We start from the raw sequence: 15,549 nt of genomic DNA, 5'->3' as shown, positions 1-15,549 counted from the left end.
TGCTCAGCCGCGTTGCCGCGCCGCGCGCTCAGCCCCGCTGTCCGGACGGTCGGCGCAGTGTCGGGCGGGCCGCCGCGGCCCGGGTCCGGAGGGCCGACCAGCGGGCCGACGCCGCCCACAGCACCCGGACCGACGAGCGGGGCAGGAACAGCGCCCGCAGCCGCGTCCCGGTGCCCACCGTGGCCCGCAGCCCCTCGATCACCCGGCGCACGTCCTGCGCCGCCCCCGCCGCCGGGCGCGGCCGGGGCGAGTAGAGCACCTGCTCCACCGCGTCCGCCACCCGGTGCACGGCGGCCCCGGCCGCCTGATCGAGATGCCCGAGCCGGACGATCCGGTCGGCGGCCTTGCGCGGGGTCAGCGACTCGTCCGGCGCGATGCCGTGGTCCCAGGCGCTGTCGGTCAGCTCCTGCCAGGCCGCCAGGGTGTGCGACGCCGCACCCCCCGCCGTCCGGGCGTGCCCGCCCAGCCGCCGCCCGCGCATGTGCTCCCGCCACAGCAGCGGCGACAGCGGAACCGCCAGGACCAGCAGGGCGCCCAGCCCGATCAGCGGCCACCACCACCAGTCGTCGCCGCCGTCCTCGTGCTGCGGGACCGCCGCCGCGGACGGGCTGTCGCAGGCCTGGAGCTTGCGCAGCTCACCGGCGCAGCTCTCGCTCGGCGAGGCCGCCGCCGAGGGCGCCGAGGACGCGCCCTTGGACGGCAGCGCCTCCTCCGGCAGCGAGCTGCCGGGCGTGTCCGACTGGGTGTACGAGGGCGTGGTGCCCCGGGTGGGGGTCGGCTCGAAGCGGGTCCAGCCCACGCCCTCGAAGTACAGCTCGGGCCAGGCGTGCGCGTCCTTCTGGTTCACCGCGACCGTGCCGTCGGCCTGCGGGGTGCCGGGCGCGAAGCCCACCGCGACGCGGGCGGGGATGCCGAGGGTGCGGGCCATCGCGGCCATGGCGAAGGAGAAGTGGACGCAGAAGCCCTGCTTCTTCTTCAGGAAGTTCGCTATGGCGCCGGGACCGCGGCCCACCTCCACCGAGGTGTCGTACTGGAAGCCCCCGTTGACCGCGAACCAGTCCTGGAGCTTGACGGCCTCCTCGTAGTGACTGCTCGCGCCCTCCGTGATCTCCCGCGCGGTGCGGGCCACCACCTTCGGCAGCGAGGACGGCACCTCGGTGTACTCGCGCCTCAGCGCGGCCGGCGGCTGCGGCGCGGCGGCCAGCTGTGCCGCCGTCGGCTGCACGTCCAGGCTGGTCACCTGGTAGGTCTCGCCGCGCGTGGTCTGGCCGCGGTCGCCGACGAGGGTCATCCCGACGGGCTCGTAGCGCCACCGGCCGCTGATCTTCACATCGCTCGGCGGGTAGGGCATCGGCAGCCAGTCCTGGGCGTACCAGCCCGCCGCCGTGACGGTCGTCGTCACCTTGCCGCGCTTGATGTCCTCGCCCAGGCCGATGGGCGTGGGCAGCTTGTCCGGCACGCCGACGATGTGCCGCTGGGCCGGCTTCCAGGTGGTGCCGTCGAAGTCGTCCAGGGAGACGATCCGCAGATACAGGCCGGAGATGTCGTTCGTGTTCGTCCGCAGCGTCAGCACCTGGCGGTCGTCGTTCGTGTTCAGGTTGTCGCGCAGCGACACCAGCGGGTTGACCGCCGAGATCGTGCCCCCGTTGCCGTTGCCCACGCCCACGCCGGTGCCGGCGGCGTCCAGCAGGCCGCCGTTGATCGTGGGCAGGGCGAGCGGCACCACCAGGGCCACGCCGAGCGCGACCGCGCCGATCCGGCGCCCGGTGCGCACCGGCGCCAAGGCGCCCTCCGGACCGCCCGGGGTACGGGGAGCGCCGCCGAAGACCCGGCCCCACTGGGCGAGCCGGTCCCGGCCCTCCGCGAGCAGCAGCATCAGATAGCCGGCCGCCGCCACCAGGAACCACAGCCAGTCCGCGCCGCCACCGGACAGGCCGGCGGCCACCGAGTACAGCGCGAGCAGCGGCAGCCCGGCCGGGGCCGCGCTGCGGAGCGTTACCGCGAGCGTGTCCACCAGCAGCCCGATCAGCAGCGCGCCGCCGATCAGCATGAGCTTGATGCCGTCGGTGACCGGCGCCGGTATCGCGTACCGGCTGACGTCGTCCGTGCCCTGCTGGAGCAGGTCGGCGAAGTACCGGAAGGTGTCCGGGCCGGGGATCAGCCCGAGGAGCGCGTGCCCCCGGGCGAAGACCAGGGTCAGCAGCACCAGGGTGACCAGCGCCTGCGCCGCCACGGTCAGCGTCCGGCCCAGCGGCACCCGCCGGGCCGCCGCGCCCACCCCGGTCTGGACGGCCACCAGCGGGACCAGTTGCAGCAGCCAGGTCGGCTCGGCGACCAGCGGCAGCAGCGCGCAGGAGGCCATCAGGGTGGCCGCCGCCGCGCACAGTGCCAGTCGTGCCCGCCCGCTCATCCCCGTGCCTCCCCGGTCACGGCGGCCAGGCCGGAGCGCTCCCGGTCCGCCTGCCGCCACAGTTCGTCCAGCGAGGCGCCGCGCGGCACGCTCAGCGCCGTCCAGCCCGCCTCGCGCAGCATCCGCAGCCGCTCCTCGTGCCGGTCGCCCGGGCGGGGCACGTCGGTCGCCTCCCGGGTCCAGGTGCCGGGGTCCAGCACGAAGGCGACGGCGCCGCCGCTGCGCCGGCTCATCTTGGCGACCGTCGTGGCCTGCTCCTCGTCCAGGTCGCCGAGGAAGGCGATCAGCAGCCCCTCGTTGCCGCCGCGCAGCACGTCGTACGCCCGGGACAGGCCGGTGCCGTCGGAGTGGTCGACCACCGCGAGGGTGTCCATCATCAGCCCGGCCGCGTCCGCCGTCTCCTGGCCGGTGCCCGCGAACCCGTCGGCGCCCTCGCCGGGCACCGCGCTGCCGCTGTCGGTCAGCAGCCGTACCGAGAAGCCGCGCTCCAGCATGTGCACCAGCACGGAGGCGGCACCGGAGACGGCCCACTCGAAGGCCGCGTCCGGGCCCGCGCCCTCGTAGGCACCGCCGCGGGTGTCCAGGAGCACGGTGCACCGGGAGCGCCGGGGCTGCTCCTCGCGGCGCACCATCAGCTCGCCGTAGCGCGCGGTGGACCGCCAGTGCACCCGGCGCAGATCGTCGCCGTAGCGGTACCCGCGCGGGATGACGTCGTCCTCGCCGGCGAGGGCCAGCGAGCGCTGACGTCCGTCGCCGTACCCCTTGGCCTCGCCGCCGAAGCGGACCGGGGAGAGCGGGTCCACGCGCGGGATGACCGTCAGGGTGTCGTACGTGGAGAAGGAGCGGGTCAGCTCGCACATGCCGAAGGGGTCGGTGAGCCGCAGCTGGAGCGGGCCGAGCGGATAGCGGCCCCGCAGGTCCGAGCGGACCCGGTAGGACACCTCGCGGCGGCCGCCCGGCTCCACCCGGTCCAGCACGAAGCGGGGCCGGGGCCCGAGGACGTACGGCACCCGGTCCTGGAGCATCAGCAGGCCGGTGGGCAGCCGGGAGACGTTGTCCATGCGCAGGTGCACCCGCGCCTCGCTGCCGGCGGGGACGCGCGCGGGGGCGAGGCGGCGGTTCGCGGCCACCCGGTAGCGCGTGCGGTACAGCACGGTCGCGCAGATCAGGGGCAGTACGGCGAGCAGCAGGCCGACCCGCAGCAGCTCGCTCAGGCCCAGCACGAACGAGCAGATCGCGGCGGCGATGCCGGCCGCGAGGAAGGAGCGGCCCCGGGTGGTGAGACCCGCCAGGGCCGTACGGACCCCGCCCGCCTCCCCGCGGTCGGCCTCCGCCGGTCCGGCCCCCCAGGAACTCATCACAGACTCCGCGGGGGCTGCTGGGGATAGGCCGGGACGTTCCGGCCCAGACCGCCGAAGCCGTTCTGCGGGTGCGGGGCATGGGCCGTGGGCACCGGGGTGTGCTGGAGGATCTCCAGCACCACCTGCTCGGCCGTGCGGCGGTTCAGCTGGGCCTGGGCGGTGGGCAGCAGGCGGTGGGCGAGGACGGCGACGGCGAGCGCCTGGACGTCGTCCGGCAGCGCGTAGTCCCGGCCGGCGAGGGCCGCGGACGCCTTGGCCGCGCGCAGCAGGTGCAGCGTCGCGCGCGGGGAGGCGCCGAGTCTGAGGTCGGGGTGGGTGCGGGTGGCGGCGACCAGTTCGACCGCGTAGCGCCGGACCGGCTCGGCGACGTGCACCCCGCGCACCGCCTCGATCAGCTTCACGATCTCGTGCGCGTGCGCCACCGGCTGGAGGTCCTCCAGCGGGCTGACGCCGCCGTGGATGTCGAGCATCTGCAACTCGGCCTCCACGCTCGGGTAGCCGACGGAGACGCGGGCCATGAAGCGGTCGCGCTGGGCCTCGGGCAGCGGGTAGGTGCCCTCCATCTCGACCGGGTTCTGGGTGGCCACCACCATGAAGGGGCTGGGCAGTTCGTACGTCTGCCCGTCGATGGTGACCTGCCGCTCCTCCATCGACTCCAGCAGCGCGGACTGGGTCTTGGGCGAGGCGCGGTTGATCTCGTCGCCGATCACGATCTGCGCGAAGATGGCGCCCGGCTTGAACTCGAAGTCCCGGCGCTGCTGGTCCCAGATCGACACGCCCGTGATGTCCGAGGGCAGCAGGTCCGGTGTGAACTGGATGCGCCGCACCGAGCAGTCGATGGACCGCGCCAGCGCCTTGGCGAGCATCGTCTTGCCCACCCCGGGGACGTCCTCGATCAGCAGGTGGCCCTCGGCGAGCAGCACGGTCAGCGCGAGTCGTACGACCTCGGGCTTGCCCTCGATCACGCCCTCCACCGAACCGCGCACCCGCTCCACCGTGGCGGTCAGATCAGTGAGGCTCGCTCGATCGTCATAGGTCGTCACCCGGCCCTCCTCGGCCCGTTCTTTCCGGGCCGACGCTCTCGTGCGAAACCGGCCCACCCCAAAACACGGACACCACGCGGGAAAAGTTCCGCGTGACGTCACACCCCGCATTCTTGCTGCCGTTACCGATTCGTGTCACTCGCCTGTGGACAACTGCCCGCTCGATGCCGGTCTTACGACTTTTCGACCGCATTTTCGATACGGGGACGGCGGGATGTGTTCCGGGCGGTGGGCCGGTAGCCCCGGATCAGGCCGGGTCGACCTCGCGCAGCAGACCGGTGCGCACGTCGAAGACGAAGCCGCGGACGTCGTCGGTGTGCAGCAGGAAGGGCGAGGTGCGCACCCGCTGCATGGACTGGCGCACGTCCTGGTCCACGTCCCGGAAGGACTCCACCGCCCAGGACGGCCGTTGGCCGACCTCCATCTCCAGCTCGGTGCGGAAGTCCTCGGTGAGGGCCTCCAGGCCGCAGCCGGTGTGGTGGATGAGCACGATGCTGCGGGTGCCGAGCTTGTGCTGGCTGATGGTCAGCGACCGGATGACGTCGTCGGTGACCACACCGCCCGCGTTGCGGATCGTGTGGCAGTCGCCGAGCTGGAGGCCGAGGGCCTGGTGCAGGTCGAGGCGGGCGTCCATGCACGCGACGACGGCGACGTGGAGAACGGGGCGGGCGTCCATGCCGGGGTCCGTGAACGCTTCGGCGTACCGCCGGTTGGCCTCCACGAGGCGGTCGGTCACGGTGTCGCCGGCCGTTATGGCGTCTTCGGATCCAGTGGGCACTGCTGCGGAAGTCGTCATGTTGACGACGTTACTGGTCACGTGGCGTTCCAGCCTGCTGTGAGAGGGGACAAAAAACGTCATCGTGGCTTGTTGTGAGCTAGTCCACACGGAGGGCGAACCCGCGCCGGACGGATGAATCCGTTCGAATGACCGCCCCGGTCCGTGCGCGGTGCGCGACGCGCAGGCCGGTTGATTGACCGCGAGACAGGGTGGACTAAAGTGGCGCGAAGCGGGAGGCGTGGCTCTTCCTGCTGGTGAACCCCCCGGAGACCCCGGCACACGCCCGGACCGTCTCCCCACGCGCGCGGCGCGTACGTACGGCTCGGCCTCCTCCCGCTCCCGGTCGGCTGACGCTTCCGGCGCCGGCAGGCCGCCCCTTCACGGCTGGCGGGGACCCGCGGCGGTGCGTATCCTGCGCCGGACCTGAGAGGCCCCCTTGAGCCAGAGTCGACACGTCCCGGTGATGCTCCAGCGGTGCCTGGATCTGCTGGCGCCCGCCCTGGAGCAGCCGGGCGCGGTGGTCGTCGACTGCACCCTCGGCCTCGGCGGGCACAGCGAGGCACTGCTCGGCCGGTTCCCCGAGGCGCGGCTGATCGCCCTCGACCGGGACAAGGAGGCGCTGCGGCTGTCCGGCGAGCGGCTGGCCCCCTACGGCGACCGCGCCACCCTCGTCCACGCCGTGTACGACGAGCTGCCCGAGGTGCTGCACCGGCTCGGCATCGCGCGCGTGCGGGGCGTGCTGTTCGACCTCGGCGTCTCCTCCATGCAGCTGGACGAGGCCGACCGCGGCTTCGCCTACGCGCAGGACGCGCCGCTGGACATGCGCATGGACCAGACGACCGGGATCAGCGCCGCCGAGGTCCTCAACACCTACCCGGCCGGTGAACTCGTGCGCATCCTGCGCGCTTACGGCGAGGAGAAGCAGGCCAAGCGGATCGTCGCCGCGATCGTCCGGGAGCGCGACAAGGAGCCGTTCAGCAACAGCGCGCGGCTCGTGGAACTCATCCGTGACGCCCTGCCGCAGGCCGCCAAGCGCACCGGGGGCAATCCGGCCAAGCGCACCTTCCAGGCGCTGCGCATCGAGGTCAACGGCGAACTGTCGGTCCTGGAGCGGGCGATCCCGGCCGCCGTGAAGGCGCTGGACGTCGGCGGGCGCATCGCCGTGCTGTCGTACCACTCGCTCGAAGACCGGCTCGTCAAGCAGGTGTTCGCGGCCGGGGCCGCCTCCACCGCGCCGCCCGGGCTGCCCGTCGTGCCCGAGCGGTACCAGCCGCGGCTCAAGCTGCTCACCCGTGGTGCCGAACTTCCCACCGAGGAAGAGATCGCCGAGAACCGCCGGGCCGCACCGGCCAGACTGCGGGGTGCCGAGCGCATCCGGGAGGACGTCGAGTGAGCGAGACGGGTCGGAAGGACTCCCCCGCGCACCGGGGGAGCGGTGTCCGCCACGTACCGGGGGAGCAGTGAGCAGGAAACCCGCGCTGAAGGGGAGGGCCGCCCGGCTCGCCCGGCTCTTCCCGGCCGGGCGCGCCCAGGCGGCCCGCACCCCGTTCGTCCTGCTCGTCGTCGTGCTCCTCGGCGGCGGCCTCATCGGGCTGCTGGTGCTGAACTCCGCGCTCAGCGAAGGCTCGTTCAAACTCGCCGACCTTCAGAAGCAGACGAAGAACCTCACCGACGAGCAACAGGCCCTCCAGCGGGACATCGACGCCTACTCGTCCCCCGACGCCCTCCAGCGCCGCGCCCGCGAACTCGGCATGGTCCCCGGCGGCGACCCGGCCTTCCTCGGCCCCGACGGCACCGTCAAGGGCGTCCCCGGCGTCGCCGCCCCCCAGCCCGCGGCCCTCACGGCCCCGGCCGCCCCCGAGTCCGTCACCCCGCCCGCCTCGGAGCCGATGACCCCGGCCGACGCGGCCCTCTCCACCGCCCCGCCCACCGCCCCGACCCCCACCGCGCCGTCCCAGCCCCAGAGCGACCCGGCAGCCGCGCCCCCCGCGCCGCCCGCCACCCTCCAGCCCCAGCCCACCCCTACCCCCGGCAGGTGACGGAAGTGTCCGACAGGGAACCGCCGCGCCGCCGTGTGCCCGGGCCCGCGTGCTCCGGCCCGCCGGTGCCGGGCGGACACCGCTCCCCGCGCCCGCCGCTGTGCGCGCCCCGATGCCGGCCGGCCCGGAAGGCGCCGCGCTCGGGTGACCGGGACGGCGGCGGCCGGTCCGCCTGCCAGGGACGGCCGGTCCCGCGCGCGAGGCGGCGATGTCCGGTCGTCCGGCGCCGCGCGGCCCGCACTCCGGCCCCGGCAGGTGCGATGACGCCGTTCTCCATCCCCCAGCCCACCCCTACCCCCGGCAGGTGACGGAAGTGTCCGACAGGGAACCGCCGCGCCGCCGTGTGCCCGGGCCCGCCAAGCCTCCCCGGCCGCGGGGTGCCGTCCGGCGGCAGCCCGGGCCCGGTGCCCGGCCGGTCCGCCGGCCCGGCGGGGCCCGGCCCCCGGTGTCGCGCCCCCTCCGGCTCGGCAGCCCCCGGCCCCGGCTGCGCCTGGTCAGCCTCGCCCTGACCCTGGTGCTGCTCGCCTTCGTGGTGCGGCTGCTCCAGGTCCAGGCCGTCGACGCCAGCTCCTACACGGCGCGGGCCGAGCAGAACCGGTACGTGGTGCACACGCTGGCCGCCGAGCGCGGCGAGATCACCGACCGCAACGGCGTCGCCCTCGCCGTCAGCGAGGACGCGTACGACATCACGGCCGACCCGACCATGTTCGGCCGCAAGGAGCTGAAGATCTCCGACGGCCCGGAGCAGGCCGCCGCGCTGCTCGCCCCGATCCTCGGCCAGGACCAGGCCACGCTCGTCAAGAAGCTGCGGCCCGCGAACAAGAACGCCCGCTACACCCGGCTCGCCGCCCGGCAGACCCCGCAGGTGTGGAAGCAGATCAAGGACCTGAAGACCGCGCTCACCAACAAGGCGGAGACGGACCACACCACCGTCAACGTGCTGGCCGGCGTCTTCGCTGACCCCAGCAGCCAGCGCGTGTACCCCAACGGCGACCTGGCCGCCGGGATACTGGGCTGGGTCAACGCCGACGGCCAGGGCGGCGGCGGCATCGAGCAGGCGCTGAACAAGCAGCTGACCGGGAAGGACGGCAAGGTCCGCTACGCCCAGGCCGGCGGGCGCCAGGTGCCGACGGCCGGGTCCACCGAGACACCCGCCGTGCCGGGCTCCGACGTCGAGCTGACCATCGACCGCGACATCCAGTGGGCCGCGCAGAACGCGATCAGCGAGCAGGTGAAGAAGTCCAAGGCGGACCGGGGCTACGTCATCGTCCAGGACACCCGCACCGGCCAGATCCTGGCCATGGCCAACTCGCCCGGCTTCGACCCCAACGACCTGTCGAAGGCCGACGGCGACGCCATGGGCAACGCGGCCGTCCAGGACGCCTACGAGCCCGGCTCCACCGCCAAGGTGATGTCGATGGCGGCCGTGCTGGAGCGGAACGTCGCGACCCCGCTCACCCACGTCGTCGTACCCAACCGGCTGCACCGCGGCGACCGGCTCTTCCAGGACGACATCGACCACGCCACCTGGTACCTCACCCTCAACGGCGTGCTCGCCAAGTCCAGCAACATCGGCACCATCCTGGCCACCGGCGAACTCGGCAAGTCCCAGCCCGAGGCCAACAAGATCCTCTACTCGTACCTGCGCAAGTTCGGCATCGGCAGCCCCACCGGGCTCGGCTTCCCCGGCGAGACCGCGGGCATCCTCGCGCCGCCGCAGAAGTGGTCCACCTCGCAGCAGTACACGGTCCCTTTCGGCCAGGGCTTCTCCATCAACGCGATGCAGGCCGCCTCCGTCTACTCGACCATCGCCAACGGCGGCGTCCGCGTCCAGCCGACCTTGGTACGCGGCACCAAGGGCGCCGACGGCCGCTTCACCCCGGCGCCGAAGCCCGGGCAGACACGGGTCGTCAGCGAGAAGACCGCCAAGAGCCTCGCGCAGATGCTGGAGTCCGTCGTCGACGACGGGCAGGGCACCGGCATCAAGGCCCGCATCCCCGGGTACCGGGTCGCGGGCAAGACCGGCACGGCCAACCGCGTGGATCCGGTCACCGGCCGCTACCGCGGCTACACGTCGTCCTTCGCCGGCTTCGCCCCCGCCGACAACCCTCGGATCACCGTCTACTGCGCCATCCAGAACGCCACCTCGGGCAGCTACTTCGGCGGCCAGATCTGCGCCCCCATCTACAAGCAGGTGATGGAGTTCGCCCTGAAGACCCTCCAGATCCCGCCGACCGGGGCGAAGGCCGCCAACCTGCCCGTCGAGTACAAGCCCTGATCCGCACCACGGAAACACCAGGAACCAGCTCGTGACAACGATCACCCCGGACCCCGGGAACCAAGGCGCCCACCGGCCCTCACTTCGCTCCGGAGCGGGTGCGCCCGGTACGCTCACCGCCGTGCCACACGCTGATCAGCCCCAAACCACCCAGAAGGGCCAACCCGTGACATATCCGGGACTGCCCCGGCCGACGACGCTCCCCGCCACACCCCTCGCGGAGCTCGCCGGCCAGCTGGGTGTCACCGCGCCGGAAGCCGCCGCCGAGGTCACGGGGATCACCCACGACTCGCGCGCCGTCCGCCCCGGTGACCTGTACGCCGCCCTCCCGGGCGCCCGGCTGCACGGCGCCGACTTCGTCACCCAGGCCGCGAGCCTGGGCGCCGTCGCCGTGCTCACCGACCCCACGGGCACCGAGCGCGCCGCCGCGTCCGGACTGCCCGTCCTGGTGGTCGAGGACCCGCGCGGCCGGATGGGAGAGCTGGCGGCCACGATCTACCACCACCCGGGCCGTGACCTGCTCCAGATCGGCATCACCGGCACCTCCGGCAAGACCACCACCGCCTACCTGGTGGAGGGCGGCCTGAAGACCGCCCGCGCGACCGGCCTCATCGGCACCGTCGAGATCCGCATCGGCGACGAGCGCATCAAGTCCGAGCGCACCACCCCCGAAGCCACCGATCTCCAGGCGCTCTTCGCCGTCATGCGCGAGGAGGGCGTCGAGGCGGTCGCCATGGAGGTCTCCAGCCACGCCCTGGTCCTCGGCCGGGTCGACGGCTGCGTCTTCGACGTCGCCGTCTTCACCAACCTCAGCCCGGAACACATGGAGTTCCACTCCGACATGGAGGACTACTTCCGGGCCAAGGCACAGCTGTTCACGCCGAAACGCAGCAAACTCGGCGTGGTCAACGCCGACGACGAGTACGGCCGCCGGCTCGCGAAGGAGGCGACCGTGCCGGTCGTCACCTTCTCCGCCGAGGGCCACCCCGACGCCGACTGGCGCGCCGAGGACGTCCACGTCGGCCCCATGGACTCGACGTTCACCGTCCTCGGCCCGAACGGCGAGCGCGTGCACGCCAAGTCGCCGCTGCCGGGCCCCTTCAACGTGGCGAACACCCTCGCCGCCGTCGTCGCCCTCGCCGCGGCCGGCCTCGACCCGCAGACCGCCGCCGACGGCATCGCCGCCGTGCCCGGCGTCCCGGGCCGCCTGGAGCGCGTCGACGCCGGGCAGCCCTACCTCGCGGTGGTCGACTACGCCCACAAGACCGACGCCGTCGAGTCGGTGCTCAAGGCGCTGCGCAAGGTCACCAAGGGCCGGCTGCACGTCGTCCTCGGCTGCGGCGGCGACCGCGACCAGACCAAGCGGGCCCCGATGGGCGCCGCCGCGGCCCGGCTCGCCGACACGGCCGTACTGACCTCCGACAACCCCCGCTCCGAGGACCCCCTCGCGATCCTGGCGACCATGCTCCAGGGTGCGGCCTCCGTGCCCGCGCACGAGCGCGGCGAGGTGCTCCTCTTCGAGGAGCGGGCCGCCGCCATCGCCGCCGCCGTGGGCCGCGCCCAGGCCGGCGACACCGTGCTGGTCGCGGGCAAGGGCCACGAGCAGGGGCAGGACATCGCCGGCGTGGTCCGTCCCTTCGACGACCGCCAGGTGCTTCGCGAAGCTATCCAGAAGACCCAGGGATGAAAATCCAGAAGACCCAGGGGATGAACTTGTGATCGCCCTCTCCCTCGCCGAGATCGCAGCAGTCGTCGGCGGGCAGACGCACGACATACCGGATCCGTCCGTTCAGGTCACGGGACCGGTCGTCCGGGACTCCCGCGAGGTGGTGCCCGGCAGCCTGTTCGCCGCCTTCGTCGGCGAGCGCGTGGACGGCCACGACTACGCCCGGGCGGTGACCGAGGCCGGCGCGGTCGCCGTGCTGGCGTCCCGCCCGGTCGGCGTCCCCGCGATCGTCGTCGAGGACGTCCAGACGGCCCTCGGCGCCCTCGCCCGGCACGTCGTACGCCGGCTCGGCGCGACCCTCGTCGCCCTGACCGGCTCGGCCGGCAAGACCAGCACCAAGGACCTCATCGCCCAGGTGCTCCAGCGCAAGGCGCCGACGGTGTTCACGCCCGGCTCGCTCAACAACGAGATCGGGCTGCCGCTGACCGCCCTGTCCGCCACCGAGGAGACGCGGTTCCTCGTGCTGGAGATGGGCGCCCGAGGCATCGGGCACATCCGCTACCTCACCGGCCTCACCCCGCCGAGGATCGGCCTGGTGCTCAACGTCGGCACCGCCCACATCGGCGAGTTCGGCGGGCGCGAGCAGATCGCCCAGGCCAAGGGCGAACTCGTGGAGGCACTTCCCGCGGCGGACGAGGGCGGCACGGCGATCCTCAACGCCGACGACCCGCTGGTGCGGGCCATGGCCTCCCGTACCAAGGCGAAGGTGGTCCTTTTCGGAGAGTCGGCCGAAGCGGACGTACGGGCCGAGAACGTACGACTCACGGACAGCGGACAGCCCTCCTTCAGGCTTCACACACCCTCCGGTGCAAGTGATCTGACGATGCGCCTGTACGGTGAGCACCACGTGTCGAACGCGCTCGCCGCGGCCGCCGTCGCCCATGAGCTGGGCATGTCCGCGGAAGAGATCGCCACCGCGCTCTCCGAGGCGGGCTCCCTCTCCCGCTGGCGCATGGAGGTCACCGAGCGCCCGGACGGCGTGACCATCGTCAACGACGCCTACAACGCCAACCCCGAGTCCATGCGGGCCGCCCTCAGGGCGCTCGCGGCCATGGGCAAGGGGCGCCGCACGTGGGCGGTGCTCGGCAAGATGGCCGAGCTGGGGGACGAGGCGCTCGCCGAGCACGACGCCGTCGGACGGCTCGCCGTCCGGCTCAACGTCAGCAAGCTCGTCGCCGTCGGGGGGATTGAGGCCTCCTGGCTGCAATTGGGCGCATATAACGAGGGTTCGTGGGGTGAGGAGTCGGTGCACGTGTCCGACGCACAGGCGGCGATCGACCTGTTGCGCAGCGAGTTGCGCCCGGGGGACGTCGTACTCGTGAAGGCGTCCCGTTCGGTGGGTCTGGAGAGCGTCGCCCAGGCGCTCGTCGAGACCGGTGCCGAGGGTGAGGTTGCCGCCCGATGATGAAGCAGATCCTGTTCTCAGGAGTCATTGGCCTCTTCCTGACGCTGGTCGGCACCCCGCTGCTGATCAAGCTTCTGGCCCGCAAGGGCTACGGCCAGTACATCCGTGACGACGGCCCGCGAGAGCACGCCAGCAAGCGCGGTACGCCGACCATGGGCGGTATCGCCTTCATCCTGGCGACGATCGCCGCGTACTTCCTGAGCAAGCTCATCACCGGTTACGCGCCGACCTACTCCGGTCTGCTGGTCCTCGGCCTGATGTTCGGCATGGGCCTGGTCGGCTTCCTCGACGACTACATCAAGATCGTCAAGCGGCGCTCGCTGGGCCTGCGGGCCAAGGCGAAGATGGCCGGCCAGCTGATCGTCGGCATCGCCTTCGCCGTGCTGTCGTTGCAGTTCTCCGACGCCCGCGGCAACACCCCGGCCTCCACCAAGCTGTCGTTCATCACCGACTTCGGCTGGTCGATCGGCCCGGTGCTGTTCGTGGTCTGGGCGCTGTTCATGATCCTCGCCATGTCGAACGGCGTGAACCTGACGGACGGCCTGGACGGTCTCGCCACCGGCGCCTCCGTCCTCGTCTTCGGCGCCTACACCTTCATCGGCGTCTGGCAGTTCCAGGAGTCCTGCGCCAACGCGGGCACCCTGACCAACCCGGGCGCCTGCTACGAGGTGCGCGACCCGCTCGACCTCGCGGTGGTCGCCTCCGCGCTGATGGGTGCCTGCCTCGGCTTCCTGTGGTGGAACACCTCGCCGGCGAAGATCTTCATGGGCGACACCGGTTCGCTCGCCCTCGGCGGTGTCCTCACCGGCCTGGCCATCCTCTCCCGCACGGAGCTGCTGGTGGCCATCATGGGCGGCCTGTTCGTCCTCATCACCATGTCGGTCGTCATCCAGGTCGGCTCCTTCCGGCTCACCGGCAAGCGGGTCTTCCGGATGGCACCGCTCCAGCACCACTTCGAACTCAAGGGCTGGTCCGAGGTCCTGGTGGTGGTCCGATTCTGGATCATCCAGGGCATCTGTGTGATCGTCGGACTGGGCCTCTTCTACGCGGGATGGGCAGCGGACAAGTGACCTCCTCGGTGCCCTCTGGGCCTTCCGACTTCCAGGGCAAGCGCGTCACCGTCGCCGGGCTCGGCGTCTCCGGCGTCCCGGCGGCCAAAGTGCTGCACGCGCGCGGGGCGATCGTCACGGTCGTCAACGACGGCGACGACGCACGCGCGCGGGAACAGGCCGCGGAGCTGGAGGCGCTCGGCATCACCGTGCGCCTCGGCGACGGCGAGACCCTGCCGGAGGGCACCGAGCTGATCGTCACCGCGCCCGGCTGGAAGCCCGACAAGCCGCTGTTCCTCGCCGCCGGGAAGGCCGGCGTGCCGGTCTGGGGCGACGTGGAGCTGGCCTGGCGGCTGCGCGGCCCCGACGCGGCCCCCTGGCTGGCCGTGACGGGCACCAACGGCAAGACCACGACCGTCCAGATGCTCGCCTCCATCCTGAAGGCGGCGGGCCTGCGCACGGCCGCCGTGGGCAACATCGGCGTCTCCCTGCTGGACGCGGTCCTCGGCGAGGAGCGGTACGACGTTCTCGCCGTGGAGCTGTCCAGCTACCAGCTCCACTGGGCGCCCTCCCTGCGGGCGCACTCGGCGGTCGTCCTCAACCTCGCGCCTGACCACCTGGACTGGCACGGCTCCATGGAGGCGTACGCGCGCGACAAGGGCCGTATCTACGAGGGCAACAAGGTCGCCTGCGTCTACAACGTCGCCGACAAGGCCACCGAGGACCTCGTGCGCGAGGCCGACGTCGAAGAGGGCTGCCGCGCCGTCGGGTTCACGCTCGGCACGCCCGGTCCCTCCCAACTCGGCGTCGTGGACGGCATCCTGGTCGACCGCGCCTTCGTGGAGAACCGGCAGCGGAGCGCGCAGGAGCTGGCCGAGGTCTCCGACGTCGACCCGCCCGCCCCGCACAACATCGCCAACGCCCTTGCCGCCGCGGCCCTCGCGCGCGCCTTCGGGGTGCCCGCGAGCGCGGTACGGGACGGTCTGCGGGCCTTCCGCCCGGACGCCCACCGCATCGCGCACGTCGCCGACATCGACGGGGTCGCGTACGTGGACGACTCCAAGGCGACCAACACTCATGCCGCCGAGGCCTCCTTGGCGTCATATGAACCGATCGTATGGATTGCGGGCGGTCTGGCGAAGGGCGCGGCCTTCGACGAGCTGGTCGCCAAGTCGGCAAAGCGACTTCGCGGCGTGGTTCTGATCGGCGCCGACCGTGCCCTGATCCGCGACGCCCTCGCGCGACACGCCCCGGAAGTACCCGTCGTCGACCTCGACCGGACCGACACTGGGGCGATGCTCCAGGCGGTGACGGAAGCGAAGCGGCTGGCTCAGCCCGGCGACACGGTGCTGCTGGCCCCGGCCTGCGCCTCCATGGACATGTTCACCAACTACAACCAGCGCGGCGACGCGTTCGCGGCGGCGGTCCGCGAACTCGGCGCCTGACCCCGGCCGCCTGCC

At 72.7% G+C, this 15,549-nt stretch carries 11 protein-coding genes; 7 read left to right on the top strand and 4 right to left on the bottom strand.

The window, feature by feature from the left end; all coding sequences use genetic code 11:
- Positions 1 to 28: 28 nt before the first annotated feature.
- From ACZ4WH_RS06725 to ACZ4WH_RS06710, 4 genes are all read right to left on the bottom strand, one after another.
- A complete protein-coding gene (locus ACZ4WH_RS06725) occupies positions 29 to 2,410 on the bottom strand; it encodes a transglutaminase TgpA family protein (RefSeq protein WP_468177304.1) in 2,382 nt (793 codons plus the stop codon).
- Positions 2,407 to 3,768, bottom strand: a complete 1,362-nt coding sequence (locus tag ACZ4WH_RS06720; protein ID WP_468177302.1) for a DUF58 domain-containing protein — start codon at positions 3,766 to 3,768, stop codon at positions 2,407 to 2,409. The genes ACZ4WH_RS06725 and ACZ4WH_RS06720 overlap by 4 nt, the downstream gene beginning before the upstream one ends.
- Positions 3,768 to 4,814: an AAA family ATPase gene (locus ACZ4WH_RS06715; protein ID WP_468177300.1), complete on the bottom strand. Its 1,047-nt coding sequence runs from the start codon at positions 4,812 to 4,814 to the stop codon at positions 3,768 to 3,770. The genes ACZ4WH_RS06720 and ACZ4WH_RS06715 overlap by 1 nt, the downstream gene beginning before the upstream one ends.
- A gap of 247 nt (positions 4,815 to 5,061) precedes the next feature.
- On the bottom strand, positions 5,062 to 5,673 hold the full coding sequence (locus ACZ4WH_RS06710) for a beta-class carbonic anhydrase (RefSeq protein WP_468177298.1): 612 nt from the start codon (positions 5,671 to 5,673) through the stop codon (positions 5,062 to 5,064).
- Between the two features lie 355 nt (positions 5,674 to 6,028).
- On the opposite strand from ACZ4WH_RS06710, the gene rsmH reads away from it, so the two are divergent.
- The 7 genes from rsmH (at position 6,029) to murD (ending at position 15,534) form a co-directional block, all read left to right on the top strand.
- Complete coding sequence (rsmH, locus tag ACZ4WH_RS06705) at positions 6,029 to 6,985, top strand: 16S rRNA (cytosine(1402)-N(4))-methyltransferase RsmH (RefSeq protein WP_468177296.1); 957 nt, start codon at positions 6,029 to 6,031, stop codon at positions 6,983 to 6,985.
- Positions 6,986 to 7,052: 67 nt separating this feature from the next.
- Complete coding sequence (gene ftsL / locus ACZ4WH_RS06700) at positions 7,053 to 7,631, top strand: cell division protein FtsL (RefSeq protein ID WP_468177294.1); 579 nt, start codon at positions 7,053 to 7,055, stop codon at positions 7,629 to 7,631.
- Positions 7,632 to 7,944: 313 nt separating this feature from the next.
- Entirely contained in the window at positions 7,945 to 9,909 is a 1,965-nt protein-coding gene (locus tag ACZ4WH_RS06695) for a peptidoglycan D,D-transpeptidase FtsI family protein (RefSeq protein ID WP_468177292.1), read from the top strand.
- Between the two features lie 31 nt (positions 9,910 to 9,940).
- The gene (locus ACZ4WH_RS06690) at positions 9,941 to 11,596 is read left to right on the top strand and encodes a UDP-N-acetylmuramoyl-L-alanyl-D-glutamate--2,6-diaminopimelate ligase (protein WP_468177290.1); all 1,656 of its coding nucleotides are present in this window, start codon (positions 9,941 to 9,943) and stop codon (positions 11,594 to 11,596) included.
- 28 nt (positions 11,597 to 11,624) lie between these two features.
- A complete protein-coding gene (locus ACZ4WH_RS06685; protein ID WP_468177288.1) occupies positions 11,625 to 13,040 on the top strand; it encodes a UDP-N-acetylmuramoyl-tripeptide--D-alanyl-D-alanine ligase in 1,416 nt (471 codons plus the stop codon).
- Positions 13,040 to 14,110 carry a phospho-N-acetylmuramoyl-pentapeptide-transferase gene (mraY, locus tag ACZ4WH_RS06680; protein WP_189304042.1) on the top strand — a complete coding sequence of 357 codons (1,071 nt, stop codon included), beginning with the start codon at positions 13,040 to 13,042 and terminating at the stop codon, positions 14,108 to 14,110. The genes ACZ4WH_RS06685 and mraY overlap by 1 nt, the downstream gene beginning before the upstream one ends.
- Positions 14,092 to 15,534: a UDP-N-acetylmuramoyl-L-alanine--D-glutamate ligase gene (gene murD / locus ACZ4WH_RS06675; protein WP_468177286.1), complete on the top strand. Its 1,443-nt coding sequence runs from the start codon at positions 14,092 to 14,094 to the stop codon at positions 15,532 to 15,534. Before mraY ends, murD begins: the two co-directional genes overlap by 19 nt.
- The last annotated feature ends 15 nt before the right edge of the window (positions 15,535 to 15,549 follow it).

This window comes from Streptomyces sp. NPDC029138, from assembly GCF_055564375.1.
The sequence above is the reverse complement of the archived record's forward strand: the minus strand, read 5'-3'. Positions and strand labels throughout refer to the sequence as shown.

Excerpts from the sequence above, each read along its gene's own strand:
- ACZ4WH_RS06725 (WP_468177304.1), bottom strand. The coding sequence starts at position 2,410 with ATGAGCGGGCGGGCACGACTGGCACTGTGCGCGGCGGCGGCCACCCTG.
- ACZ4WH_RS06710 (WP_468177298.1), bottom strand. The coding sequence starts at position 5,673 with ATGACGTTTTTTGTCCCCTCTCACAGCAGGCTGGAACGCCACGTGACC.
- ACZ4WH_RS06720 (WP_468177302.1), bottom strand. The coding sequence starts at position 3,768 with ATGAGTTCCTGGGGGGCCGGACCGGCGGAGGCCGACCGCGGGGAGGCG.
- mraY (WP_189304042.1), top strand. The coding sequence starts at position 13,040 with ATGAAGCAGATCCTGTTCTCAGGAGTCATTGGCCTCTTCCTGACGCTG.
- murD (WP_468177286.1), top strand. The coding sequence starts at position 14,092 with ATGGGCAGCGGACAAGTGACCTCCTCGGTGCCCTCTGGGCCTTCCGAC.